The 26,264-nt window shown below is 35.5% G+C and carries 20 protein-coding genes and 1 pseudogene; 17 read left to right on the forward strand and 4 right to left on the reverse strand.

Features of this window, described 5'->3' with window-relative positions; genetic code table 11:
- Window positions 1-84 precede the first annotated feature (84 nt).
- The 4 genes from HMPREF1252_RS05040 (at window position 85) to HMPREF1252_RS05055 (ending at window position 3,260) form a co-directional block, all read left to right on the forward strand.
- Window positions 85-468 (forward strand): hypothetical protein, encoded by a 384-nt coding sequence (locus HMPREF1252_RS05040; RefSeq protein WP_023059651.1) that lies wholly within the window; start codon window positions 85-87, stop codon window positions 466-468.
- A gap of 66 nt (window positions 469-534) precedes the next feature.
- Entirely contained in the window at window positions 535-1,098 is a 564-nt protein-coding gene (locus HMPREF1252_RS05045) for a flavin reductase family protein (RefSeq protein ID WP_023059648.1), read from the forward strand.
- 155 nt (window positions 1,099-1,253) lie between these two features.
- Window positions 1,254-2,516 (forward strand): membrane protein, encoded by a 1,263-nt coding sequence (locus HMPREF1252_RS05050; protein WP_023059644.1) that lies wholly within the window; start codon window positions 1,254-1,256, stop codon window positions 2,514-2,516.
- A 210-nt stretch (window positions 2,517-2,726) separates the two neighbouring features.
- On the forward strand, window positions 2,727-3,260 hold the full coding sequence (locus HMPREF1252_RS05055; RefSeq protein WP_023059670.1) for a GNAT family N-acetyltransferase: 534 nt from the start codon (window positions 2,727-2,729) through the stop codon (window positions 3,258-3,260).
- Between the two features lie 42 nt (window positions 3,261-3,302).
- On the opposite strand, the gene HMPREF1252_RS05060 is transcribed toward HMPREF1252_RS05055, so the two are convergent.
- The gene (locus tag HMPREF1252_RS05060; RefSeq protein WP_023059639.1) at window positions 3,303-4,787 is read right to left on the reverse strand and encodes a helicase HerA-like domain-containing protein; all 1,485 of its coding nucleotides are present in this window, start codon (window positions 4,785-4,787) and stop codon (window positions 3,303-3,305) included.
- A gap of 142 nt (window positions 4,788-4,929) precedes the next feature.
- On the opposite strand from HMPREF1252_RS05060, the gene HMPREF1252_RS05065 reads away from it, so the two are divergent.
- The 8 genes and pseudogenes from HMPREF1252_RS05065 (at window position 4,930) to HMPREF1252_RS05100 (ending at window position 12,845) form a co-directional block, all read left to right on the forward strand.
- Window positions 4,930-5,382, forward strand: a complete 453-nt coding sequence (locus tag HMPREF1252_RS05065) for an ASCH domain-containing protein (RefSeq protein ID WP_023059668.1) — start codon at window positions 4,930-4,932, stop codon at window positions 5,380-5,382.
- Between the two features lie 1,070 nt (window positions 5,383-6,452).
- A pseudogene (citD, locus tag HMPREF1252_RS05070) lies at window positions 6,453-6,722 on the forward strand (citrate lyase acyl carrier protein); the annotation flags it as partial.
- Window positions 6,719-7,612, forward strand: coding sequence for an aldolase/citrate lyase family protein (locus HMPREF1252_RS05075; RefSeq protein ID WP_008901995.1), 894 nt, complete (start codon window positions 6,719-6,721; stop codon window positions 7,610-7,612). The pseudogene citD and the gene HMPREF1252_RS05075, both read left to right, overlap by 4 nt.
- The gene (gene citF, locus HMPREF1252_RS05080; protein WP_023059661.1) at window positions 7,609-9,150 is read left to right on the forward strand and encodes a citrate lyase subunit alpha; all 1,542 of its coding nucleotides are present in this window, start codon (window positions 7,609-7,611) and stop codon (window positions 9,148-9,150) included. Before HMPREF1252_RS05075 ends, citF begins: the two co-directional genes overlap by 4 nt.
- 20 nt (window positions 9,151-9,170) lie before the next feature.
- Complete coding sequence (locus HMPREF1252_RS05085; protein WP_023059655.1) at window positions 9,171-10,514, forward strand: CitMHS family transporter; 1,344 nt, start codon at window positions 9,171-9,173, stop codon at window positions 10,512-10,514.
- Between the two features lie 100 nt (window positions 10,515-10,614).
- Entirely contained in the window at window positions 10,615-11,322 is a 708-nt protein-coding gene (locus HMPREF1252_RS05090) for a GntR family transcriptional regulator (protein ID WP_008902000.1), read from the forward strand.
- On the forward strand, window positions 11,312-11,860 hold the full coding sequence (citX, locus tag HMPREF1252_RS05095; protein ID WP_023059649.1) for a citrate lyase holo-[acyl-carrier protein] synthase: 549 nt from the start codon (window positions 11,312-11,314) through the stop codon (window positions 11,858-11,860). The genes HMPREF1252_RS05090 and citX overlap by 11 nt, the downstream gene beginning before the upstream one ends.
- Window positions 11,850-12,845, forward strand: a complete 996-nt coding sequence (locus HMPREF1252_RS05100) for a 4-hydroxy-2-oxovalerate aldolase (protein WP_023059640.1) — start codon at window positions 11,850-11,852, stop codon at window positions 12,843-12,845. Before citX ends, HMPREF1252_RS05100 begins: the two co-directional genes overlap by 11 nt.
- A 57-nt stretch (window positions 12,846-12,902) precedes the next feature.
- Here HMPREF1252_RS05100 and citC read toward each other — a convergent pair whose 3' ends face one another.
- Both citC and HMPREF1252_RS05110 read right to left on the reverse strand, forming a co-directional pair.
- Window positions 12,903-13,892 carry a [citrate (pro-3S)-lyase] ligase gene (gene citC / locus HMPREF1252_RS05105; protein WP_023059665.1) on the reverse strand — a complete coding sequence of 330 codons (990 nt, stop codon included), beginning with the start codon at window positions 13,890-13,892 and terminating at the stop codon, window positions 12,903-12,905.
- Complete coding sequence (locus HMPREF1252_RS05110; protein ID WP_023059662.1) at window positions 13,885-14,649, reverse strand: triphosphoribosyl-dephospho-CoA synthase; 765 nt, start codon at window positions 14,647-14,649, stop codon at window positions 13,885-13,887. The genes citC and HMPREF1252_RS05110 overlap by 8 nt, the downstream gene beginning before the upstream one ends.
- Before the next feature lie 956 nt (window positions 14,650-15,605).
- Here HMPREF1252_RS05110 and HMPREF1252_RS05115 point away from each other — a divergent pair.
- Entirely contained in the window at window positions 15,606-15,887 is a 282-nt protein-coding gene (locus HMPREF1252_RS05115; RefSeq protein ID WP_023059636.1) for a hypothetical protein, read from the forward strand.
- 131 nt (window positions 15,888-16,018) lie between these two features.
- Here HMPREF1252_RS05115 and HMPREF1252_RS05120 read toward each other — a convergent pair whose 3' ends face one another.
- Window positions 16,019-16,939, reverse strand: coding sequence for a lactate dehydrogenase (locus tag HMPREF1252_RS05120; protein WP_023059635.1), 921 nt, complete (start codon window positions 16,937-16,939; stop codon window positions 16,019-16,021).
- Window positions 16,940-17,163: 224 nt separating this feature from the next.
- On the opposite strand from HMPREF1252_RS05120, the gene HMPREF1252_RS05125 reads away from it, so the two are divergent.
- From HMPREF1252_RS05125 to HMPREF1252_RS05140, 4 genes are all read left to right on the forward strand, one after another.
- Window positions 17,164-17,904, forward strand: a complete 741-nt coding sequence (locus HMPREF1252_RS05125; RefSeq protein ID WP_023059650.1) for an alpha/beta fold hydrolase — start codon at window positions 17,164-17,166, stop codon at window positions 17,902-17,904.
- Window positions 17,905-18,234: 330 nt separating this feature from the next.
- The gene (locus tag HMPREF1252_RS05130) at window positions 18,235-18,510 is read left to right on the forward strand and encodes a DUF6110 family protein (RefSeq protein ID WP_023059645.1); all 276 of its coding nucleotides are present in this window, start codon (window positions 18,235-18,237) and stop codon (window positions 18,508-18,510) included.
- A gap of 15 nt (window positions 18,511-18,525) precedes the next feature.
- Window positions 18,526-20,601, forward strand: a complete 2,076-nt coding sequence (locus HMPREF1252_RS05135) for a heavy metal translocating P-type ATPase (protein ID WP_023059669.1) — start codon at window positions 18,526-18,528, stop codon at window positions 20,599-20,601.
- Between the two features lie 313 nt (window positions 20,602-20,914).
- Window positions 20,915-26,264: InlB B-repeat-containing protein (locus HMPREF1252_RS05140; RefSeq protein ID WP_023059641.1), on the forward strand; the 5,350-nt coding region annotated here is incomplete at its 3' end.

Consider the following 26,264-nt stretch of genomic DNA (forward strand, 5'->3'; position numbering starts at 1 on the left):
TTTTCGAGTTTTGATTAATAATAAATCCAGCGTTATAATAAAATTACGAATGTAAAAATGTTCATAAATCAAAAGGAGATTATTATGAAAAAATCAAATAAATCCATTATTGTAATTATTCTACTTTTGTTAACATTACTACTATGTATATTTAAAAACTATGTATGGACGCCATTTTCAAATGGGCCAGGCAATATAATCATCAGAAAATTTAATTTCATCTCCACCATCCCAATAGGATATGGAATATTTTTCCCGATACTTGTGGTTATTATAGCCGTGACACTACTATTGCTACAGTTACTACAAATGTTTAATATTATTAAAATAAATAGAAAAACCAAATTAATCTTAGCAGGGCTTGAGATAGTATTTTTATGGCTTCCTGTAATAATCGGCATGCAAATATTTAACATAGGGCTAGTATATATTTCTATTTTATTAGTTGGATATTTGATTTTTGATTAATAATAAATCGAGGGTTATAATAAAATTACGAAGGTAAAAATGTTCATAAATCAAAAGGAGATTATTATGAAAAAAGAAATTAAGACCACTGCAGCTATTTTTCCAATGCCTGTGCTTATGATTTCAACTTTCAATGAAGATGATACAGTTGACGTGATGAATGCGGCTTGGGGAACTATGTTAAGTATGGATATGGTTGCACTAAATCTATCTGAAACTCACAAGACAGTTGAAAATATAAAGGCAAGAAAGGGATTTGTAGTCCACATAGCAGATGCGAAACATATGGTAGAAGCAGATTGGTTCGGCGTTGTAAGCGGAAGAAAAGATGCAGAAAAGTTTGCAAAATCCAAGATGACTTTTGAAAAATCTAAACTAGTGGATGCTCCTATAATCAATGAATTTCCAATAGCAATTGAATGTGAGTTCGTTGAATACCAAGGCGGAGAAAAGGGAATAGGTGTAATCGGAAAAGTACTTAGAACCTCTGTCGAAGAAGCTAATCTAAAAGATGGCAAGGTGGAGGTGGACTCACTAGAAGCTATTGCTTTCGATCCATTTACCAGTGGATATTACAAAGTAGGCGGAAGAGTCGGTAATGCTTTTAAAGACGGTTTACAACTTAAATAAAATTTTAAAAATATAAGTAAATTTTAAGACCAAGATTCTTATTATAAGTGTCGTGGTCTTTTTTTGTAATTTTAAACCGATATTATCAGGTTATTTTGTTAAATTAAAATTTTATGATACGATAAGTATAGTAAAAAAAGAAATTAGGGAGATTTATGAATAAAAAAACAATAAGCATAATTCTTGCCTATGTAGGTGTGCTCACCGGAGCAGGACTTGCAAGTGGCCAAGAACTTATGCAATACTTTATACCATTTGGTAATGCCGGACTTTATGGTTTGGCAGCAGCAGGAGCACTTCATATATTTGTAGGTGGAATTATTTTGCAGATGGGTAGCCATTTCTTTGCAGATAGTCACATCGATGTGTTGCAAGAAGTGTCTGAGAAATATGTGACGAAATTTATGGACTTTTCACTACTACTCAACTGTTTTCTCATGGGATTTGTTATGATAGCAGGAGCAGGTTCAAACTTAAATCAACAGTTTGGAATAGCTCCATGGATTGGATCACTTATCTGTACCATTATGATTATCGTGGTAGGTATGCTTGACTTCGACAAGGTGACAAGAGTTATAGGAGCATTTACACCATTGGTGCTTGTGTTTACACTTATCGGAGGGATATATACTATCGCCAGGATAAGACCTGACTTTGCAGCCCTTGACACGTTAAGTAAGACACTTAAACCTTCAATTCCAAATATTTTTATTTCAACTATAAATTATTTTGGAATGTGTATGATTTCTTGCATATCTATGGCATTCGTTCTTGGCGGAAGCAAGACCGATTCAAAAGAAGCAAGACAAGGTGGAATGGTAGGAGGAGCACTCGTTGCTATACTAACTGGACTTATAGGATTCACGCTCTATATAGATCTTGAAAATCTTTTAGATGCAGATATTCCGATGCAGATAATTTTGGAAAATATCCATCCATACTTAGGACTTGCAATGTCTATAATAATATTTGGAATGATATTTAATACAGCTATTTCGCTATTCTATTCAGCTGCAAAAAGACTGTCAAACACGGAAGGCAAATTAAAACAGAATTTGATAATATTTACATCGGTAGGATTTGGACTATCATTTTTTGGATTTAAAAAGCTGATGTCGATCCTATATCCAATACTCGGATTTATCGGAACTGCTTTAGTAATCATACTTGTAGTAGCATGGATAAGAGAAAGAGATTCCATAAAGTCTGAGCATAAAAAGAGAAAGATGATTAGTTTCTTAACTAGGAAGAAACTCGACGACGATATAGAATTTAATAAAAAAGATAGAGAAAATCTTGAGAGATTAGCAGAAGAATCAATAATTGACAATGACACTATAAAAGAGGCAGTAGAAGAGGAAGTAGAAGAAAAGCTGCAAGAAGAAAATAGCGATAGAGAAAACGAAGACTCAGTTTAGCACCTACATTTGTAGGTGTTTTTTATTAGCTTAAATCTTTGGAAAATTATATAAATTTTTATAAAAAGTTGCTTATTCAGATTATAATCTCGCCAATAGAAATTAATCGACGCCAAATTTACAAAAATGGCGAGTATAATCTCATGAGCATTGACTTTTGCTCGCCAAATCATATATAATGACGAAAACTAAAAAATAGTAGAGGTTAATATGATTTTTAGAAAAGCAAGTGCAAGTGATATAGATGCAATAGAAAGAATATACTATCAGATTCATCTGGCAGAGAAAAATGGTGAAGCAAATGTTGGTTGGGAAATGGGAGTGTATCCTGTTCGCAAAACTGCTGAATACGCTCTTAAAAGAGAAGATCTTTTTGTACTTGAAGATGATGGATTTATTATCGGTAGCGGAATAATAAACCGGAACCAAGTCGATGTTTATGCTAATGCCAATTGGAAATACAAAGCTGATCCATCGGAAGTAATGGTATTTCACACTCTTGTAATCGATCCAAATAAAAAGGGAAAAGGCTATGGCAGAGCTTTTATGAAGTTTTATGAAGAATATGCGCTGCAAAATAATTGCAAATATCTGCGTATTGATACTAATGAAAAAAATAAAATAGCAAGAAACCTCTATAAATCTCTCGGATATGAAGAAATTGGAATGATTCCATGTACATTTAATGGAGTCGAAGGCGTGAACCTAGTATTGATAGAAAAATATTTAAAAAATAATATATAAATGAAAAAGACTGGAAAACAAATACCAGTCTTTTTTGTGTTATCATCTTTTTTTAATTGAACCGAGGAGACCTCTTGCGATTTCTCGACCAATAGTTCTCGTAATTGTGCCAAGCATTGAGTCTATGCCTTTATCGATATAAGTCTTTTGGCTGCGACTGGATTTCTTAGCTCTTTCCAATTCTTTTCTTTGAGCTTCCAGTTCCTTTTGTCTTTGAGCTTCTAATTTTTCTTTCTCAGCTTCCAATTTTTCTTTTTCGATTCTTTCTAACAAAACTTCGTAGGCTGACTCTCTGTCGATTGCATCCTTGTACTTTGTGTAAAGTGGAGAAGAGTTAACCAAAGATCTATACTCTTCATCGGTTAATGTTTCAAAGGATGAATGAGGTGGAAGGATAAGTGCCTTGTCTGCCACAGTTGGCGCACCACTTTCATCTGCAAATGAAACCAATGCTTCACCTGTCCTAAGATTTATTATTTCCTCTTTGATGTCCATGGACTCATCCTGTCTAAATGTGTCTGCAACAGCGTTTATCGCCTTTAGTTCCTTAGGAGAATAAGCTCTTAGCTGATGAACGATTCTGTTTGAAAGTTGTGATGAAATAGATTCTGGCACATCGAGAGGATTTTGAGTTATAAAGAACACTCCCACACCCTTACTACGAACTAGACGAACCACTTGAATAATCTTCTCCTGTAAAACTTTAGGAGTGTTGTTAAAGAGCAGGTGAGCTTCATCAAAGAAGAACACAAGCTTAGGTCTGTCTAAATCTCCAACTTCTGGGAAGTTTTCATAGATTTCTGAAAGCAGGTATAGTAGAAGCATGGAGTAGAGAAGTGGATTAGAAATAAGTTTAGTTGCATTCAAAATATTTACAACACCCTTGCCACTTGCGTCGGTTCTAATTAGATCTCCAATGTCTATTGCAGGCTCTCCAAAGAATAAATCTCCGCCGGCATCTTCAATGAAGAGAAGCTTCCTAGAAATGGCAGAGAGACTTTGACTGGCAACATTCCCATAGGTCTTACTGATTTCGTCCTTGTGATCGCCGACGAAATTTATAACTTGTTTAAGATCTTTTAAGTCGATTAGCAGTAGACCTTCGCTATCTGCAACCTTGAAAATAATATTTAAAACACCAGTCTGAGTATCGTTAAGTTCCAAAATATTTGCAAGCATAAGAGGACCCATCTCAGACACAGTAACCCTTAGGGGAATTCCTTTTTCGCCGAATATATCCCACATGTTAACAGGATAATTTTTAAACTCAAAGTCAGGGATTTTAAGTTCATCAAGCCTTGACTTTAGTTTGTCATTCATCGCTCCAGGCTTAGAAATATTTGCGAGATCGCCCTTTACATCCGCGAGGATAGTCGGAACCCCAGCGTCAGAAAGACCTTCCGTAAGCACCTTTAGAGTGACAGTCTTGCCAGTTCCAGTGGCACCACTGATAAGACCATGTCTATTAATTTTATTTAAAAGAATATAATTTTCCGTTTTTCCCTTACCAATCAAAATTTTATCCATGAGAACCTCCTTTAATATCTAACTTAATTATAGCAAATAATAGGCAACTTCACAGAAAATAACCATAAAATCTGTTTAAAAATGTATTTACATTTGGTATATTGAAATTATTATAATAAATATTTTTAATAAAGAGGAAACGATGAACGACAGAGTAAGAGAATATTGGGAAAGATTTTGCGAAGAGAAAAATATTTCAAAAGATACGAAATTTGAAGCGTGGAGTTTTGGAAATACTAGAGAGATGGCTGATGAATTGGCGGAATTAGTAAAGAAAAATATCAAGACAGCTACCACATCTGCTTACGAATTATATGAAGAAGACGAACCTATCCCAGAAGTAGGAGAATACAATATTATTTTAAATGGATCCGATGAACCAGTATGTATAATCGTAACAAAAGAAGTAAAAATAGTTCCTTATAATGAGATTACACCGGAGCATGCTTTTAGAGAGGGTGAAGGGGACAGGACTTATGAATACTGGAGAAAGGTCCATGATGAATTTTTTGAAGAAGAATACAAAAATATGGGAAAAAATTTTTGTGAAGATGCACCTATGGTGTGCGAGGTATTTGAGAAAGTGTGGGGTTAAGTGTGGATAATTTAATAAAATTATTTAACTAAAATAAAATGCTATCCGGATAGCATCACCCCATTTGGTCATCCTGAGAGGCAGTCGAGTTCTGCAAATCAGCCTTCACTTTGATTGGCTTCTTTGGAACTATGCACGAGACCTGCAACGAAATCAAAGATTTAGGCTAGGCTTCGACGCGTAAATTCTTCAAAACTTACAAATGATTTTATCTTATCGAGCGATAAACCTCCCACTTGGTCATCCTGAGCGGAAAAGGCGATAGCCTTTGAAGTCGAAGGATCTGACCTATATTTAACCTGTTTAAAACAAAAATTATAAAAAATTTAAATAAATATCCTATACATAACGTAAACATATTCTTTTTCCTTCCAAATTTCTTTTACGAGGGAGTATGGCAGTCGTGTTCAACAAATCAGACTTCGCTATGCTGGTCTTCTTTGGAACACTTTGCATAAGACCTGCGACGAAATCAAAGATTTCGGATAGGGATTAGAGGATTTTCAAAGAAAACCAAAAGGAAGACAGTCACCCTGAGCGGAGGGTGGAGCAAGGCGGAACCCGTAGTCGAATGGGTCTAACTATGGTGGGGTTAAGTTTGGATGATTTTACTTGCAGAGACTAGGTTAAATATAGCAACTACCCATTCGACTCACTTCGTTCGCTCAGGGTGACTGTAGTTGGGAGAAAGAATAGGTAAACTCTGGTGGAGTTAAGTGTTGATAATTATTTTCGTAGCGGAAATTTTTTCACACCAAGGAACAGACCATGTCGAAGCTATTGAAAAAGAAAGCGATGGATTGTTTAGCGAATCCACTATATATTGGAAAAATCGAAAATGAATATTTAATATCGTAAATCGTAAAGTACTTTGTGGATTAGTTAAACTCATAGTTTAAATTAATCTGCAAAGTATTTTTTTATATATGATAAATAGAGATTGCATTTAGATTGTACTTAAACGACTAGCCTATTTAATTGTTTTTTATTTGTTGTAAAATGGTATTTGAAACTATGAAAATATTTTCTGAAGAGGAGGAAAGAAATGGATATCATAAAAAAATGCAAAAGCTGGAACATTGGAATCTAGTGATGCTGAAGTTGAAGTTTTCCCAAGTGAAAAATTAGAGATTGAAGTAAAAAGTACTGTTTATGCTCAATTTGGCAAACAAATCGAAGATGTAATTAAAAAAGTAGTAGATAATTTCGATGTAAAAAGCGGAAAAATAAAGGTAGATGACAGAGGTGCTCTTGATTGCACAATAAAGTCAAGAGTCGAAACAGCTATCTTTAGAGCAAATGACATGACAGAAAATCTACCATGGGGGGATAGGATATGAGAAGAAGCATAAGAAGAACCATGATGTTTCTCAATGCTCAAAGGGCATCTTTGGTAAAAGACGCATACATATATGGAGCAGATTGTGTAATTTTAGACCTTGAAGATGCAGTTAGTCCTAATGAAAAAGATTCTGCAAGAGTTCAATTATATAACACTCTAAAATCTGTTGACTATGGTGAGACAGAAGTTTGGGTAAGGATCAACGCCACAGACAGCCCATATTGGAAGGAAGACGTTAGAGCTTCAGTTGCAGGTGGCTGTGACGGTATAAGAATACCAATGTGTGAAACAAAAGAACAGGTTGAAATAGTAGAAGAATTTGTAGAAGAATGCGAGAAAGAATTTAACAAGGAAGTGGGATCTACCATGTTAATGGCAGCTCTAGAAACACCTCTTGCTATTATAAATTGCTATGAAATCTGCAAATCAAGCGATAGGCTTATGGGAGTTGCTCTATCAGGTGGAGACTTTGCAAGAACAATGCACGCTACAACAACAAAAACTGGTGAAGAATATTTCCTAGCCCGTTCTCAAATGCTACTATCAGCAAGAGCTGCTGGAGTTATGTGCTTCGATACAGTTTATACAGACCTTGATGATGAGGAAAGCTTAAGACGCGAAACTGAGATGATCAAAAACATGGGATTTGATGGAAAATCTATCATTTCACCAAAGCAAATAGATATTGTTCATGATGTTTTCACTCCAAGTGAGAAAGAAATTGCAAATGCCCAAAGAGTTATCCTTGCTGTACAAGAGGCCAAAGAAGCTGGTATTGGTGTAGTGGTTGTAAACGGAAAAATGGTTGACAACGCTCACGTAGAAGGATCTTACAGGACACTTGAAATGGCAAAGGCTGCAGGAAAGTATGAGGGAGAATTAGTATGAAAAACTCAGTGAATAGAGAAATTCCAGATTATTTATTAAAAGATGGAAATGAAGTATTTAAGGGTGCCTATGCCAATGATGGCAAAGAAATCGTAAGGGATACCCCAACTATAAAATCAAATATTAAACCAAGAGATACAAAGCTAGTAGAAAATCTTAAAGAAGCTATAAAAAAGACAGGTCTTAAGGATGGAGATACAATTTCCTTCCACCACCACTTTAGGGACGGTGACTTTGTAGCAGCCATGGTTATGGATGCAATCCACGAATTAGGAATCAAGGACTTATTTATCTGTGCATCTTCTTTAGGAAAGGCACACAGAAATTTTGTGCCAATGATTGAAGATGGCACAATAACAGGAGTTTCAACTTCTGGTGTCCGTGATGAAATTGGTGAAGCTATTTCAGAAGGCAAACTTAAAAATCCTGCTTACATAAGAAGTCACGGTGGCAGGGTTGGAGCTATAGAATCTGGCAAGGTAAAGATAGATGTAGCTTTTATTGGAGCAAGCTCTTCAGACGAATATGGAAATGCCAGCGGTATAAATGGTAAGGCAAATTGCGGAGTACTTTCTTATGCAGGAGTTGACGCAAAATATGCTGACAAGGTAGTAGTTATCACAGATACCCTAGTTGATTTTCCAAATTACCCACACCCAATCAGTTCAGTAGATGTTGACTATGTAGTAAAAGTTGATAAGATAGGTGATCCTGCAAAAATTGCATCAGGTGCAATCAGAATGACAAAAGATCCTCGTGAACTAAAGATGGCTGAATATTGTGCAAAGGTAATTGCAAATACAGAGTGGTTCAAAGATGGATTTTCTTTCCAAACTGGTGCAGGTGGAGCAAGTCTTGCAGCAGCAGTTAAGATAAAACCATATCTTGAAAAGTCTGGTATAAAAATGGGCTGGGCTATGGGAGGAATCACAGAGCCAATAGTAAATCTTTTAAGAGAAGGCTATGTAAAATACCTTGCAGATGACCAAGCCTTTGACGTGGCAAGTGTAGAAAGTGTATACAAAGATCCTGCCCACTTTGAGATAGACTCAAGCGAATATGCAAACCCACTTAATAAGGGTGCCTATGTAAACAAACTTGACTATGTAGTTCTAGGAGCCCTAGAAATCGACAAAGATTTCAATGTAAATGTTGTAGTAGGTTCTGACGGAACTATCCAAGGAGCTCCAGGTGGACATCCTGATACAGCAGCAGGTGCTAATTGCTCAATAATTGTAGCTCCACTAGTAAGGGGAAGAATCGCAACAGTAAGAGAAAAATGTACATCAATTACAACTCCTGGTGAGACAGTAGACGTACTAGTAACAGACTATGGCGTTTGCGTAAATCCTAAGAGAAAAGATATCCTAGAACAGTTAAAGGATACAGACCTACCACTAGTTTCTATAGAAGATTTAGTAAAACGTGGTGAAGAAATCACTGGTACACCAGATGATATCGAATATGATGACCAAGTAGTAGCCATTATAGAATACAGAGATGGGTCTATAATAGATGTTGTAAGAAAAGTAAAATAAAGATTAAATAAGGAGAAAATATGTTATCAGCAGTAGGCTTTATAATGATCGCCCTAATCATTATATTATTAATAAAAGAAAAAATGAGTCCGGTTGCAGTAATGATCATAGTACCTACGATAGCAGCTTTTGTAGTTGGAACTGGTATTGACGATTTATCACAATATGTAAGCGGTGGTATGGATTCGATTAAATCCAATGCCTTCATGTTTATATTCTCTATCCTATTTTTTGGGATAATGTCAGATGTTGGTGTTTTTGATGCTCTTGTAGAAAGATTAGCTGCTTGGGCTTCAGATAACCCAATTAAGATCACAGTTGCTACAGCAATTATAGCTATAATTGCCCACCTAGATGGGTCTGCAGCAGCAACTCTTCTAATAACAGTACCTGCCATGCTACCGATTTATAAAAAACTTGGTATGCGTCCACAAACTCTGCTTACAATCATAGCAGTGTCAGTAGGTGTAATGAACCTACTTCCATGGGGAGGACCTACAGTTCGTGCTGCTACAGTTATAGGTATGGATCCAACTGAGCTTTGGACACATTTAATTCCGTTACAAGTAGTTGGAGTAATTTCAGCCCTATCAGTTGCAGTTATACTAGGACTAAGAGAAAAAAGACACGCAGTTAGAAATGCAAGTGTTGGACTAGGTGATGAGGTTCACATTAACGCAAAAGAAGAACTTCCAAGCAAACACTATGAAGAAAAAGGACTTGATGAAAGACTTAAGAAACTTAGACCAGTTAATATAATTCTAACGATTGCTATAATCGGTTTATTAATGGCAAACAGTGTAATAGACCTACCTAGCTACTATGTATTTATGCTAGGCACAGTTCTTGCCATGGTAATAAACTTCCCTAACTTAAAAGATCAAAACGAACAGATCAAAAAACACGCTGCAAGTGCACTTACAATAGTTGCAACAATTATGGCAGCTGGTGTAATGGTTGGTATAATGGAAGGTACAGGCATGCTTGATGCTATGGCTGAAACAATTATCGGTATCATACCAGAAGCCTTAGGTAAGTTTACCCACATTATCTTCGGTGTGCTCGGTGCACCACTAGGTATGATAGTAGGAACAGATGCATATTTCTATGGAATCCTTCCACCAATTGCAAGTGTAGGAGATGCCTTTGGAATATCACATCTAAATACTGCAATAGCTATGCTTATCGGTAAAAATAGTATACTATTATTATCACCAATGGTACCTGCAACATGGCTAGGTCTTGGATTATTTGATGATAAAATATCTATTAGAGACCATATAAAAGCAACATTTGGTTGGTGCTATGCAATAAGTATACTCATGCTGATTGTTGCCGTTGTACTAGGTATAATCACTATATAAAATTTATATAAAATAAAATATTCGTCCTAGTGTATAATAATCTTAGTAAATAATTTTTTATACTACTAGGGCGGTTTTTTTACTCACATAAGGAGGTTTTATGGAAGATACAAATAGATTATATGATGGGGTTAGAAGTCAAATAAAATACAACATTATAAATGGGGTTTATCCAATGGGCAAAAGACTTAAGGCAAAAACATTAGCAGATGAACTCTATGTATCTAGAAGTCCTGTAAATAAAGCCTTAAGCAGTCTTTATGAAGAAGGTCTCTTAAACTATAACAGAAATGTTGGCTACAGTGTAAGAATTATAACTATAGAAGATATAGAAGAAATATTTAAGATAAGGGCCGCTTTGGATATCCTATCCTTCAAGGAAGCTAGCCTAAAGATGGACAAAAGTAGTTTTTCTTATTTAAGAAACCTTGTAAAAGAAGCAGAGCTTGCCTTTAATAACAATGATATAGATGGTCTTAGAGAAGCATCCAAGTCCTTTAATGAATCCATATATGAATTTTCAGATATGCCAAGGCTAAAGATGATAATAAGCGGACTTGATGATTATATAGAGGTACTTCGGAAGTTTTCTTATGATGCAAAAAATCCTGAAAGCAAAAACTCTAGGAGGAAAATATCAGTTGAAGAGCATAGCAAAATGCTAGACCTTATGGAAGAGAAAAGTTTTGATGAGCTTGAAAATGCAATAAGAGAGCACCTTGAGGATTCAAAAAACTATATAATCAGCCAATCACATTTTTATAAAGATAAGATATTTGATGGGATAGATAGATCAGATGACAGATAATTATAAGTACTTTACAAGTGAAAATGGATCAAGCCTTGAAGAGGTACTAGCTAATAGGGAAAAAAGGATAAGTAAAATTAGATTTTTAGAAAAAAAGTATCCTGAAAATCCAGTTTTGTGTTTTAAACTAAATATACCTGGCAAAGAAAAGACGAATGCAAGTGTAATTAGGATTTTTGAAATAGGGATAGAAGATATAAAATCAGTACTTGATACAAATGATATTTTATTTGAGAAAAAAGAAGATTTAGTAACTGGACCAGAATTTTACTTAGTAATATCCATTGATCCTTTTCTCCTAAAGAGAAAAATGACCGATTTAGAAGAAAATTCTTATTTTGGCAGACTTTTCGATATAGATATTCTATACAAGGGTCAAAATATTGATAGAAAGATATTAGGTAAGGGACCTAGGAAGTGTTTTTTGTGCGACAATGATGCCAAAGTTTGTGCCAGATCAAGAAAGCACAGTGTTGATGAAATGATAAGATGGATAGAAAAAATGATTGACGAATCTGGAGGATTAAATGAAAGATAGAAAAATACAAATAATAGACTCAACCCTAAGGGATGGTAACCATACTGTAAACAATAATTTTAACCTAGATGATATCAAAACAATAGTTGGAAAACTAGATAAGCTTGGAGCAGACTTTATTGAGGTGGGCTATGGTTTTGGTTCGGGATACTTTCAAAAAGAAGGCTATGCTACAGATCATGAAATACTAGAAACTGCTTTAAAAGAATCAAAAAACAGCAAAATTGCTATTTTAGTTTTCCCTGACAAGGTTGATTTAGAAGTATATAAAAAATTATTAGTAAAAGAATTGGGACTTGTGAGACTTGCAGTCCAAGCTTCTAATGTTGAGCCAGCAAAAGAATACATAAGACTTGCCAAAGAAAAAAATATAAAGGTTGGGGGGTTTATGATGATGGCAAGCAGGCTTAGCGCAGAAGAGATTGGAAAAGAAGCAGTAAAACTTAAAGAATATGGTGCGGATAATATTACTATTACAGATTCTGCAGGGGCTATGGAGCCAAGCAAGGTTATAGAAGTGATGGAAGTAGTTAAGTCTAAGACAAATCTTAGCCTAGGCTTTCATACCCACGACAACCTTGGACTTGCTGTAGGTAACTCTATGGCCGCAGTCGATAGTGGGGCAGACTTCATTGATACCGCAATTGGAGGACTTGGAGCAGGTGCTGGAAATACTAGGACAGAATTACTGGCAGCAGTCTTACACAAAGAGGGCTACCAAGTAAATGCTGACATGTTTGAAGCAATTTCATCTGTAAAAACCCTTAGAGAAATCATTGAAAAATACGGTGTAGATGTGAAAGACATGGGGGATTTAATCCTGATTGGCTACTATGGAATCTATTCTGCCTTTATAAAACTAGTAAATAAGCTAAGCGAAAAATACAATGTAAGCAAGAAGGTCTTAATAGAAGAAATAGCTGCTAAGGGATTTGTCCCAGGTGATGAAGAAAAAATTGAATATTTAGCAAAAACTTTAAGCTAATAAAAATGGCTATCGAAAATAATAAGAAAATCTTGTTACTTTCGATAGCCTTTTAATTTAGGACATATTTTTTATATAATTGTAGGTTGTTTCTGGAACAAAGTCTTTGATTTTTTCTAACTCTCCATCTCTTAGAAAAGCCCTAACTTTTGAAGCTGATATAGTTTCATCAGAAGTTTTTTTCCTTGGGATTTCAATAAGTTCTATTCTATTTGGCTCTTTTTCAAAAATTTCTTTCATGGTTTGATTGTAGATATTTGTTGTCTGGTCAGTTTTTTCTTCACCGACAAATCTCTTTTTTATATTAAGGACCTTGGCTATATGGTTTTTAAAGATTTTTGCATCAAGACTTGCCTGGATTTTGGTCACAGACTTATCTTCGTCTATAAAATATGAAGGGAAAGTCGCAGAAGAGATTAGGTAATTATCAGTCCTATGAAGGCTAATATTTGCTAGATCACTAGTGCCTAGCTTGACCATATTGAACCTATCCTCAGTATTAAAATACGATTCATCCTCGCTTACTACGAAAATATGAAGATGGTCTGAGTGAGCTAAGCCGTACTCTATTAAGTATCTGTGGCCTAGGGTGAAAGGGTTGGCATTTAAGACAACAGCACCTATATTTTCTCCAGGAACCTTATCTTTTTCTAGATTTTGAAGATAGGTTTTAAAACCATGGCGAGCCCTTTCCATAAAAATAAGGTCAGTGCCAACATCTTCAATTTTTTCAAAGCCTATGGAAGAAAATGAATTTTCATACACCGGCTTAGTATAGACAAAAGCCTTGTCAAAGTTTTTTTCGTGGATTTCATTTAAAATACAAGTCATCAAAGAATTAAAGACTGCCCCGCCCTTATAAGAATCATCAATAGCAACACATTTTATAATGTTCTTATAAATAGAGGCACTAGCCACAAGTTTATCTCCCTCATACTGTCCAAAAGTAGTATCGATATTTTCTTCAAAATTTATATTTTGATCATGTAGTAGCTTTAACAAGTCTTCCTTATCTTTTTTTATAAATTTTGGGTAAATTTTAAACATAAAAGTCCTCTCTTAATAATTCCAGGGTCCTAATTGTCGTGAACAAATCAGCAACACCACCTGATGATATCCTATTATTTACATAAAAATCATCAAGTTTTTTTACTTCTCTTTCATAAACTCTTCTATCTTCTACTTCAAGAATTTCTTTTGCCCTTTCTTGGATGTAGACCAAGGTCTCTAGATCAGACCTATGAAAAGTAGTAGTATCATCTATATTAGCAATCAAAAAAATCGTAAGCCTTGTATCGTTCATAGGATTAATAGAAAGTAAATCCACAAGGTCGATTATTTCCTTAAAACCAGTTAGGGGATAATTTCTAATATCCCTAAGCCCATTTTCTTTCCAGATTATAGCCTTATTTTCCTTTTGATAATCATCTCTTAGGTCGGTAGAAAATTTGCGAATAAAATTTTCTAAATCACTCCATCTCACACCAAAAACATAGGCATAGGCTAAAAATAATTGCAAAAATATCAAGCCCTTGTGGGTATTAATGCCTTTTGTAGCCCCAAACATATTTTTTTCAATCACTATACCCCTGTTTTTTAAATCTCTAAAATCCTTTATCTGTGACCAATTGGTCTCTATAAAAGAAGTTGTAATAGATTTTGCTGACGCTTCAAAAGTCTTATAATCCATATCATCGTGAGATCCTTGGGTAAAATAACTGACACAGCCAAAACCGTAGGGTCTTTGTAGCTCTTTTTTTATAGAATTTTCTAAACAATAAGTATATTTTCTAATATCTCTCATAATTAAATTATCGCACAAAAAAAGGAAATATTTTGCATTTTAGGTGTATAAGTGTAAATTATATTGCGAAAACCTAAAGGAAGACAGTGTGTGGGGTAAAAAACAGATGACTACTTTTTGTAGCAGAAGCTACCAGCTTCCATTTAACATGATACTAAATTATTTTTACTCAGCCGCAAGGCGTGAGACAAACATGACTAGTATTCATCCCTGTAGCGGAAGCTACCAGCTTCCATTTAACATGATACTAAATTATTTTTACTCAGCCGCAAGGCGTGAGACAAACATACCTAGTATTTATCCCCGTAGCGGAAGCATCTTGCTTCCACAGCCGAGAGGCTCTGCATGGAATTAATTAAGGAATGGTTTAGACTTTTGTGAGCATATGTCTGGATGAATTCATTTGCCAAGACTTGACCTTCGGATGTTATACCCGTTCGACTCGGAAATAAATTTCCTCGCTCAGGGTGACTGCAGTTGGGAAGACCGAGAGTTGGTAATTAATTTTATAGCGGAAGCAATCTGCTTCCATCAACCTTGACACTAAATTCTCTCAATTCAGGCGTTAGCCGTGAGACAACCATGACTTCTATTTATCCCCGTAGCGGAAGCATCTTGCTTCCACAGCCGAAAGCGTGAAGTCTTTACATATAATAAATGATGAACACCTATCGAGCAGCAATCCCCCAACTGGTCATCCTGAGCGGAAAAGGCGATAGCCTTTGAAGTCGAAGGATCTCTCTCCTGGTGGGGTTATACAAGGATGATTTCACTTGCCAAGACTTGACCTTCGGATGTTATACCCATTCGACTCACTTCGTTCGCTCAGGGTGACTGCAGTTGGGAGAACGAATAGATAAATCCTAGTGATGCAAAATATTGATGATAAATTTACATGCTATCCGGATAGCATCTGTTATAATAATATTATTATTAAATATATTTAAGGAGTACATATGGAAATGATTAGAATCATCTTGCCAATTGCGATCTTTGTTTTAACTGTAGTCTATATTATTAAGACAGTGAATAAAAAAGCAAAACAAGATAAAGAAAACATCGAAGAAGATAACGAAAAAGAAGATAACGAAGAAAACAATTATATGGCAGAAGGTATGGCAATTGGTATGGGCTGGGGCACTGCAATTGGAATAGCACTTGGCATGGAAAACATAGCAATATTTACTGGTATCGGCATGCTACTCGGCATGGTTGCAGGTATGAATATCAAGAAATGATCTTCCAATTACTTTTAAAATAATTTATTAGCATCTACTTGTGTAGGTGCTTTTTTATTGAACATTTCAAACTTCTTAAAAATTTATACAAAAAAATCACCGGAGCATATCCGATGATTTATTCTTATATTTTAATTATATTTTGCTCTATTTGCCTTTAAAACTTCTTCTGAATGTTTAAGTCTCTTTAGTTCTTCTTCGTTTAGATCAAGTTCGATGGCTTTTTCCATTCCATTCTTGCCTAGGACACATGGGGTAGATAGGTAGATGTCGTTTAGTCCATACATGCCTTCAAGAAGTGTTGCTACAAGGATGATCTTCTTTCTATCATTTGCGATTGCATCGATCATTGAGCATACTGTGCTTCCTATTCCGCATTGGGTATGACCTTTGCCGTCGATTACTCTCCAAGCTCTTTCTCTTACTAGATTTTCTACTTCTTCTCTTGAGAAGGCAATGTTGTTTGCCTTTACATAGTCATCTAGTTTTACATTGTTAATAAATACATTTGACCATGCTACGAATTGGCTTTCTCCGTGTTCACCGATGGTGATTCCTCTTACATCTGATGGATCTACGTTTAAAATTTTAGAAAGAGTTGTGTTTAGTCTAACTGTATCTAGTGCAGTTCCTGATCCGATGACTCTTTCTTTTGGGAAGCCGCTGGCTCTATATACTAAATCAGCCATAAGGTCGCAAGGGTTACCTACTACGATGAAGATTCCTTTGAATCCTGCCGCAACGATTTCTTTTACATAGTTTTCTGTTGCATCTTTAAATTGTACATATTCTTGTAGTCTGTCGCTTACTCCTGATAGGTCGCCTGTTGCTGTAACGATGATGTCTCTGTCTGCCATATCTGCGTAAGATCCCCAGCTCATCTTCACATAGTGTGGGTAGAAGCTGGATGCGTCTTCGATGTCCATAGCTTGAGCTTTTGCTTTTCCTTCTATTATATCGTTGTATTTTATATCAGATACGATTCCAAGTCTTGCTGCTGTATATCCAACTGCAAAGCCTACCGCACCTGAGCCAATGATACCTAATTTCATAATTATTCACCTCGGTTAATATTATAACAAATAATTTAATTTATTTAAAATATTTATTGTTAATAAATTATTAATATTTCTCCTTTAAAATTTATAATTTTTAAACTAAAATATGTAATGATTGAAAACAAGCCAATATTAAATTATAATAAATTAATAGATATAAATTATCACTTTAATTTAATTTGGTGGATACAATTCATTAATTACATAGAGAGGTTCAAATGAATTTTTTAGATATAAATAATGAAAATAAAAATGTAGTCCTGCTTATCCATCCCATATCTTTTACACCGCAGGAGATGAAGAAGATGGTAGCAGACAAATTATCTAATGATTATAGGTACATCATACCAGAGCTATCAGGTCACGGAAGCTCCACTGAAAAATTTGAATCTGCAGAATCCGAAGCAGAAAAAATAGCAGAACTCTTGCTACAAAATAATATAGAAGAAATAGATCTTTCATTTGCACCATCACTAGGAGGAGCGGTACTTCTATATCTTTTAAATGATAAGAGATTAAATATAAAGAAATGTATCTTCGAAGGTTGTAGCCTTGCACAGAAGGCGAGATTTTTGGAAATGATCGTTAGAAAAACGGTCCTTGGCTACCACAAAAAATCTAAGAAGGACAGAAACTTCGCTCTTCAATTTGTTGCAAAAGAAACTGGGGAAGAATTGGCGGAGGTCATAGCGGATACTTTTATCGGACTTGACAAAGGAAGTATCAAAAATATCATTCACACCTGTGCCTTTGTGAAGATACCGGACTTATCGAAAGAAGATCAGAAGAAATGTATCTTTTGTTATGGGTCTAAAGATTATAATTTAAAAGATGCCAAGAAAATCATGCCGAGAAAGCTTGGTGAATCTAAATTAAAAATCTGGGAAGGATTCAACCACTGCGAGAGAATAGCGAAAGATAACGAAGCTTACTGCAAATTCTTGGAAAGTGAAATATAACTCAAATAAAGTTTTTTAAGCATCTACATTGTAGGTGCTTTTAAATTTTTAACCTAATTGTTTAAATATAAGATTTATAAAATAAACACAGATTATTTACATTTTCTTTATAAATTTTACAAATATTTATTTTAAAAATTTAAAATGTTATCAATATTGTTTTATGGAAATATTTTAATAATGTGATTATTTCAATAAAAGATAATTCTATTATCAATAAAATTGTATTTTGGGAGTGATTTTTTTCAAATTACAGTGTATAATGTAAGTATAAAATATACTTGTCAAAAATATGCAAGTACAAATTTAAAAATAAAAGGAGAGATTATAATGAACAAAAAATTATTAAATTTAGGAGTAGGTCTTTTAGTAGGAGCACTAGGAGGCAAAGTTCTAGCTTCACAAACAGTTAAGAAGATCGCAGTAAACACAGTAGCAGGTGGACTTAAAATAAAAGAAGGTTTAGACAAGACTGTTGAAAATGTAAAAGTATCTACTGAAGATATCATCGCTGAAGCTAAAGTTAAAAAAGCTGAAGACGAAAAGAAAGAAGCTGAAAAGAAAGCTGCTTTAGATATCGAAGAAGTTGCTGAAGAAGCAAAATAATTTATCTAAAGTAATATGATAGCAAGTATTGCTAGCAGAACCCTTGGTAGATGTCGTTTCAACTACGAAGGCGTCATCAAGGATTCTGATGTAAACAAGATTAAGTACAAGGTTGAACAATTAGAAGGGGTTAAATTTTGCAAAGTTTCACCCCTTGCAAATTCAATCATTGTAAATTACGAAGAAGAATATCTACCTAAGGTTGCAAGATTTATAATGGATCTTGACCTAGAAGAACTAGCAGATTTTGAAATCGATGATGCGGACTTCGTGCCTCAAGAAGAAAGAGAACTCTTCCATATTTTGCGTGACGCAATGTATAGAAGAATCTTCTTTGCACATATCTTGCCAATGCCACTTAGACCAATCGGAATTGTAATAAAATCTATGCCATACATCAAGGCAGGACTTAAGAGCCTAAGAGAAGGCAAACTAAATGTAAGCGTGCTAGATGCAACAGCAATCGGAGTTTCAATCATAGATGGTGAATTTGGAGACGCAGGCAACATCATGTTCCTACTTGGACTTGGTGAAGAACTAGAAGAATACACCCTTAAAAAATCAAAAGAAAACCTAGCTCAATCACTTAAACTAAACGTAGATAAAGTATTCGTAGTAGATGGAGAAGAAAAGTATCTAAAGAAACTTGAAGATGTAGAAATCGGAGATCTTGTAGAAGTAAACATGGGATACACCATCCCTGTTGACGGCGAAATCACAAGAGGATTCGGAATGGTAAATGAAGCTTCTTTAACAGGAGAATCACTTCCAGTTAAGAAGACCGAAGGTAGCACAGTATTCGCTGGGACTGCACTAGAAGAAGGAGCAATCCTCGTTAAGACTAAGAAAAAATACGATGATTCAAGAATCAACCATATAATTGAACTCATCGGCGAAAGCGAAAAGAATAAATCATTAGCTGAAAAGAAAGCGGAATCCATAGCAGATTCCATAGTTAAGTATTCATTCTTAGGAGCTGCAGCGACCTATCTACTAACCAGGGACTTTATAAAGGCAAAATCATTCTTGATGGTAGACTTTTCATGTGCCCTAAAACTTACTATACCAATAGCAACCATGAAGGCAATATCATCTGCATCAGAAAGAGAAATCTTAGTAAAAGGCGGAAGATATTTAGAAAAGCTTGCCCAAGCAGATTCAATAATATTTGACAAGACAGGCACACTTACCAAATCTGAACCAACAGTTCAAAAGGTAATCGCATTCTATGATAACGACGAAGACGAATGTCTAAGAATAGCAGCGTGTCTAGAAGAACATTTCCCACACTCTATTGCAAATGCGGTAGTAAAAGCAGCTAGAGACAAAAATTTAAAACATGATGAAATGCACTCAAAACCAGAGTATATAGTTGCCCACGGAATAAGATCCAAGATAGAAGACAAAGAAGCACTAATAGGATCAGCACACTTTATATTAGAAGACGAAAAGATTAAGATAGACAAAGCACAAAAGAAGAAAATCGAAGAGCTAAAAGAAGATTATTCACTTCTATACCTAGCATACGATGAAAAACTAATAGCAGTCATCTGTATCGACGACCCAGTCCGTGAAGATGCTAAGTACACAATAGATTCACTACGCGCACTAGGATTTAAGAGAATAGCTATGCTTACAGGAGATGCAGAGAACTCCGCAAGAGCAGTAGCAGAAAAACTCGAACTAGATTATTATGAGTCACAAGTTCGTCCAGAAGATAAGAAGAACTATGTAGACAAAGAAAAAGCAATGGGAAGAACAGTGGTAATGATCGGAGATGGAATCAACGACTCCATCGCTCTATCCTCAGCAGACGTAGGAATCTCTATGCATGCTGGAGCAGATATAGCAAAGGAAATCGCAGACATCTCAATTAAATCCGACTCACTAAAAGAATTAGTCGACGTTATAAAGATAGCCAAAGCACTAGACAAGAGAGTCCACAGAAACTACAGAGAAATCATAAGCTTCAACGGAGCTCTAATAGTCCTAGGAGTGCTTGGATATTTGACCAACACTAACTCAGCATTCCTACACAATGCATCTACAGTAGCAATAGCAGGAAGAAATATGAGGGATTATAGAATTTAAGAAAAAATTAAGACTCGGCGACGAGTCTTTTTTTGATGTAAATTAAATCTGTTATCAATAACACGGGGAAAAGAATTTATTTTATAAAAAAATATATAAATTAAGTAAATATCTAATAAATTTGTGATTTTATGTTTCAAAATGGCTAAAATAGGTTATAATTAAAAGAGTAAGAATATTTTTTTATATTATAATTCTAATTTATTTTTTATAGCATTGATGGGAAAATTTATAAATGCTATATCAATACTTAAATTAATTACTATGTGATTATCAAATGTAAATTAGAAAATTTTATAAAAGGGGAGAAAGAATGAAAAAAAAGAAGAACTTGACTAGACCAGTCGCTATGGCAATGGCAGTGTCACTTGCTTTCGGTTCAATTCCATACAACACTATGGCAGACGGAGCACTTAAAACAACCATTGAAAATAAAGTTATGGCAGGAAATCCTAGTTTGCCAGTAGCTTCACCAGCACCTGATGCAACCACCAGTGCAACATACTACACTAAGCCAAACTGGGAAGCGAGAATTAGGGATAATTCTCGTTGGAAGGTGGAGGACTCTCAAACGCTAGTTAGAGTTACTACATCAGATCCCGTTCAAATGAACGACATTGATTACGACGGCATGTATATCAATGCCAACGGCAGATATGTAATCAGATTAATTTACAAGGAAAAGACACAAGCCGTGTCTGCAGTATGGCATAGAGCCCTAATTAATTTCGGCGACCTTGATGAGTACATAGACTTTGGCAACTCCTATGTATTCGGAAGAGACGGCAAGACCAAATACACCTTTGACCCTGTTACAGGTATAAAAGGCAGAGGTTTCGACTTACGCAGTGCAGTCGGCGACAGAACCAACAACAGAAAGAACTTGCCTATTAACTTGGTTTTAAAAGACGGAGTTACACTTGATACTCTAGGTAAGAAGAACTACATCATTCAAATGAGACTTACTGATGCAAATTACCAAAGAGTATATTCCTATGCACCGGGCAAAACATCTATGGACTACTCAACTTATACCAAGACCACATCAGTATCTCTTGAAGACAATTTAAACAATTTATTTATCAAGGGCGGTTTGCAAGCAGATTCTAACAATGCGACAAACCAAGAGTTCTTCATGTCTGAATTTATTGCCAATCCAGAACAATACAAGGACGAAAAGAATCTTGGTATCATTAGAACACAATACATGGGACAAAGAGCAGGTTCAGCTGCCACACCGACAGTTGGAGATCAGCCTATAGCTTTCACCCAAGTCTTTGATGCCAATCTTTTAAATTATTTAAAAGAAGATGATGACGGCAATGTAGCTTATACAAATCTTCTTACTGTAGGTAGAGTAGAATCTCCCTATGCTAAAAAATTCGGTATTAAACGCACAGATATAAACGAAATAACCGTAGAAGGTGGCAAAAAATTAGCTTATATAGTTATAGCACCTGCAGGCTTTACAAATAAAACTAATGTAAAGGTAGTAGGCATACCTCAACATGACCAATACACAATGCTTTCAGGTTTCTACATTACAGCTATCGACTATGTAGTAGACAAGAGCAAATTTGAAGATACTTTCAGCAGCAAGTACACAAGAAAGCTTGACTACTCAACTATGTCAGGTTGGACTAACCCTAACGACAATGGCTGGCCTGTATATACAATAAACTTTTCTAATGACTATGTAGTTCAAGAAGGGGACTCCTTTATGGTAGATGCGGGAGCAGATGCCAAGGGCAAGCAAATTATGATCCAAGTCGGCGGCGAGCAAGCAATACTTAGACGCCCACAAGGTTACTACAACGGATACAATTCGGGCAAAGCTGCCTTGGATGCATTTGAAGAAATTGCAGATGGCGTTTTCCAATTCACAATCGGAGAAGGTACAACTGTAAAGAAAGGCAAGCCTTTAAAGGTATATATGCCATACACTACTTTAAATGATGCTCCAGATAAAATTAACTTCCTTCAAATTCACAATGGAACTAAGCTAAATGAAGGAGCTGCAACACTTACACTACAAAAAGACAGAAATATCAATATGCACCTTTATAAGCAAGGCAAGAAGGGTTACTTTGTATTAAGGTATACAAAAGCAGATGGAAATCAAGGTTCATTAAAGTTTGAACCGAAAATAACTTGGAGCTATGATGATAAAGATGGAGTTATGACGGGAGCTTCTAACAAGGCTACATTACCATCAGGTGGTAACTTCTATATAGATACGACAAAGTTAATGCCTGGTACAGACATTATTGTCGATTCCTACGGCGCTGATGATAATAAAATTGACTCTGAAACATCCTGGTTCAAATACATTCCGCTAAACAAATCTGATGAAACAGTTAAGCTTTTGACTTGGACTGACCACTCTGACAAGAGATCCGTGTTATCAATCAACAAGTCCCTTTACACACCATACCAAGTATTATTCACAAATGACTATGCAGATGGTGTAGACGACTTCTACAAGAATCCAAGAGTATTACCTAGTGACAATGCTAAATTTAACACAGAAACAACAAAGATAGTCGGCTACACTAAGTATGACAGCGGTAAGGTAAGAACACTTTACGAAGGCGATAAGCTGCTATTCGGCAAGGTTGAAGCAGACGGCAACGAATATGACAAAGACGGCAATCTGACAAAAGATTTAAGAAAGCCTATTACCCTTGCTAAGAAGGACATCTTTGACGCACAATTCGCAGAAGATAACAAGACATACAAGGTATATGAATACACAGTTGACTTAGCAAAGATGCTTCCTTATCACTCTGACGACAAGACTGAAACAAAGCTTACATTATTAAAGGATATGAAGTTTGTTTCAACAGCATCAGACGGATCATCACTACCATCTGACCTAATCGAAACGAGAGTAAGAGCGAGAGTATTGTTTGATACAACAGACGGTCAATTTGCAGACGGCACAAAGAAAGTTGTTAAGATAGTTCCAGACAACACTAAGTTCTACGGCGAAGCAGAATATGCGGCAAATGGCTTTGAAGGAGCAAATGCAGATACAAATACTGGAGATAAGTTCCCAGATGCACCTAAACTTCAAGGCAAGAACTTCTTAGGTTGGGTGACAAAAGAAGGTAAAGATACTTTAGGAAAAACAATCGTTTCAGCTGCAGATTTTAACAAGCTTCCTAAAGAACAAGTATTTACAAACACAACACCTGTTGAAAAGCACTTAGTTGTTTATGCAATTTACTCAGAAGATACAGTAGTTACTTTTGATGCCAACGGAGGAACATTTGAAGGCGGCAAAGATGAGTTAAATGTAAAAGCCGAAGGTAGTACCGTAACAAAACCTACTGATCCAAAGAGAGACGGATATACATTCAAAGGCTGGGCAGATAGTAAAGACGCTACAGAAGCAAATGTTACAGACTTTAGCAATATAGATGCATCAAAAACTGTATATGCAGTTTGGGAACAAAAAGCTGATAAAAAATTAGAATTAAACGCACCGGCAGAATTAGTTCCTGTATCAGACAAGACAGACCTAACTGCAAAGGAAAAGGATGCAGTTAAGCAAGCTGTAATAGATGCCAACCCAACACTTAACTTAACAAAAGACGATATTACAGTTGGCAGTGACGGTAAAGTTACTGTAAAGACAACTGATGGTAAGACTGGAGAATTAACACCAGAACAAACAGTTAAGCAAAAAGAAGTAATAAATAATATTAATCCACCAGCACCACCAGTTGAGGTTAAAAACCCTGATGCTTTGGATGATACTGAAAAAGGCAAGGTTAAAGATGCGATTATAAAAGCTAACCCTGACTTAAATCTAAAACCTGAAGAAGTTACAGTTGATGATAATGGTAAGGTAACTATTAATCAAGGTGGTAAGACAGGAACAGTTCCTGCTGATAAGACAGTTGTTGAAGAAAGCAAGATTATTAAACTTAATAAGCCTACGCCTGTTGAAGTTAAGGATGTAAACAACCTAACACCAGCTGAAAAAGAAGCAGTTAAAGATGCGGTTGTTGCTGCTAACTCAGGTTTATCAAGAGATAAAATAAGCGTTGACGGCAATGGTAATGTTACAGTTACAGACGGCGACAAGACTGGCAAATTAGAAGGAAAAGATACAGTTAAACCATTTGACAGAACTGGTAAAACTTTAAATGATCCAAAAGAAAAAGTTGAAGTTTCTGACAAAAACAATTTAACAAAAGCAGAAAAAGAAGCGGTAAGAGAAGCTGTTAAAGCAGCCAACCCAGACTTGAATTTTAAAGACGAAGAAATTCAAGTTGATGACAATGGTAAAGTTACAGTTCCAATGGGAACAGATGGAAGCGGAAATACTATCTATAAAGAAATCGCTCCTGAAAAAACTGTAAAGAAAGATGACACAACAAAAACTATTAGCTTAAAAGCACCGAAAGTTACAGTAGTTGGAGACCCTACTTCATTGACAGATGATGAAAAAGCAGCTGTTAAACAAGCTGTTTTAGATGCGAATAATACTTCGGGATTAACGCTTAATGATATCACAGTAGCCAATGATGGTTCAGTAACAGTTACTAAAGGCAATAAGACAGGTATGCTTGCTCAAGCGGATACAGTAGTTAAAAAACTTGATTCGCCAAAAATTGCTTCAGACGAAGATGGCAAAGTAGTTGTAGGACCAAAAGATGAGAGAACTTCAGAAATTGAAGTAACTTATAAAGACACTAACGATGCTGAACAAAAAGTTACAGCTAAAAAAGATCCAACAACAGGCGAATGGAAGCTTGATCCAAAAGTTGATGGAGTAAAAATAAATAAAGACTCTGGCTTAATTAGCATACCAGCTAGCAAGATTAAGAATGGAACAGAAGTAAAAGCTGTAGCAAAAGACGGTGCAAACACTTCAGAAGAAAACACAATAAAATCTGAAGATAAACAAGCACCTGCACGTCCTGAATTAAAAGAGAATGAAGACGGAAGCGTAACTATAACACCTCCAAAAGATGCAGACACAGCAACTGTTACTATTAAATATGGAGACAAAGAAGTTATAGCAACAAAAGATGGTAACAATTGGACATTTAATCCAGCTGATAGTGGATTAAATGTAGACCAAGGTGGCAACATTGTAATTCCTGCTGATAAATTAAGTCCAGGCACAAAGGTAAGCGCACAAGCAGAAGATGCTAATGGAAATAAATCTTCAGAACCAGAAATTATAACAAAAACGCAAGCTGAAAAGATAGATCCAGTAGTGCCAGCAAAAACACCAGTAGCTGATCCAACAAACTTAACTAAAGAAGAAAAAGATACAGTTAAGAAAGCAATCGAAGATGCAAACAAAGATAAGTTCCCACAAGGAACAACAGTTGAAGTTGATGAAACTGGTAAAGCTACTATTAAGTATCCTGACGGATCAACAGATACAATACCAGCTGTAAGCTTAGTTGAAAAAGTCGATAAGACAGAACTTCAAGAAGAAGCAGATAAAAATAAAAATGATGCAATAAAAAATTCTGATAAGTACAAGAATGCAGATCAAACTAAGAAGGATGCATATGACACAGCTTTAGATAAAGCTAATACAGTTTTAAATGATCCTAATGCAAAACAAAAAGATGTTGATGAAGCTCTTAAACAATTAAAAGAAGCTGAAGCTGCATTAGATGGACAAGCAACACCAG

It is taken from the genome of Peptoniphilus sp. BV3AC2, from assembly GCF_000478945.1.
Taxonomy (GTDB): Bacteria; Bacillota; Clostridia; order Tissierellales; family Peptoniphilaceae; genus Peptoniphilus_B; species Peptoniphilus_B duerdenii.

What these genes read in the sequence shown, in the direction of transcription:
- HMPREF1252_RS05040 (WP_023059651.1), top strand. Translation starts at nt 85, where the DNA reads ATGAAAAAATCAAATAAATCCATTATTGTAATTATTCTACTTTTGTTA.
- HMPREF1252_RS05045 (WP_023059648.1), top strand. Translation starts at nt 535, where the DNA reads ATGAAAAAAGAAATTAAGACCACTGCAGCTATTTTTCCAATGCCTGTG.
- HMPREF1252_RS05050 (WP_023059644.1), top strand. Translation starts at nt 1,254, where the DNA reads ATGAATAAAAAAACAATAAGCATAATTCTTGCCTATGTAGGTGTGCTC.
- HMPREF1252_RS05055 (WP_023059670.1), top strand. Translation starts at nt 2,727, where the DNA reads ATGATTTTTAGAAAAGCAAGTGCAAGTGATATAGATGCAATAGAAAGA.
- HMPREF1252_RS05060 (WP_023059639.1), bottom strand. Translation starts at nt 4,787, where the DNA reads ATGGATAAAATTTTGATTGGTAAGGGAAAAACGGAAAATTATATTCTT.
- HMPREF1252_RS05065 (WP_023059668.1), top strand. Translation starts at nt 4,930, where the DNA reads ATGAACGACAGAGTAAGAGAATATTGGGAAAGATTTTGCGAAGAGAAA.
- HMPREF1252_RS05075 (WP_008901995.1), top strand. Translation starts at nt 6,719, where the DNA reads ATGAGAAGAAGCATAAGAAGAACCATGATGTTTCTCAATGCTCAAAGG.
- citF (WP_023059661.1), top strand. Translation starts at nt 7,609, where the DNA reads ATGAAAAACTCAGTGAATAGAGAAATTCCAGATTATTTATTAAAAGAT.
- HMPREF1252_RS05085 (WP_023059655.1), top strand. Translation starts at nt 9,171, where the DNA reads ATGTTATCAGCAGTAGGCTTTATAATGATCGCCCTAATCATTATATTA.
- HMPREF1252_RS05090 (WP_008902000.1), top strand. Translation starts at nt 10,615, where the DNA reads ATGGAAGATACAAATAGATTATATGATGGGGTTAGAAGTCAAATAAAA.
- citX (WP_023059649.1), top strand. Translation starts at nt 11,312, where the DNA reads ATGACAGATAATTATAAGTACTTTACAAGTGAAAATGGATCAAGCCTT.
- HMPREF1252_RS05100 (WP_023059640.1), top strand. Translation starts at nt 11,850, where the DNA reads ATGAAAGATAGAAAAATACAAATAATAGACTCAACCCTAAGGGATGGT.
- citC (WP_023059665.1), bottom strand. Translation starts at nt 13,892, where the DNA reads ATGTTTAAAATTTACCCAAAATTTATAAAAAAAGATAAGGAAGACTTG.
- HMPREF1252_RS05110 (WP_023059662.1), bottom strand. Translation starts at nt 14,649, where the DNA reads ATGAGAGATATTAGAAAATATACTTATTGTTTAGAAAATTCTATAAAA.
- HMPREF1252_RS05115 (WP_023059636.1), top strand. Translation starts at nt 15,606, where the DNA reads ATGGAAATGATTAGAATCATCTTGCCAATTGCGATCTTTGTTTTAACT.
- HMPREF1252_RS05120 (WP_023059635.1), bottom strand. Translation starts at nt 16,939, where the DNA reads ATGAAATTAGGTATCATTGGCTCAGGTGCGGTAGGCTTTGCAGTTGGA.
- HMPREF1252_RS05125 (WP_023059650.1), top strand. Translation starts at nt 17,164, where the DNA reads ATGAATTTTTTAGATATAAATAATGAAAATAAAAATGTAGTCCTGCTT.
- HMPREF1252_RS05130 (WP_023059645.1), top strand. Translation starts at nt 18,235, where the DNA reads ATGAACAAAAAATTATTAAATTTAGGAGTAGGTCTTTTAGTAGGAGCA.
- HMPREF1252_RS05135 (WP_023059669.1), top strand. Translation starts at nt 18,526, where the DNA reads ATGATAGCAAGTATTGCTAGCAGAACCCTTGGTAGATGTCGTTTCAAC.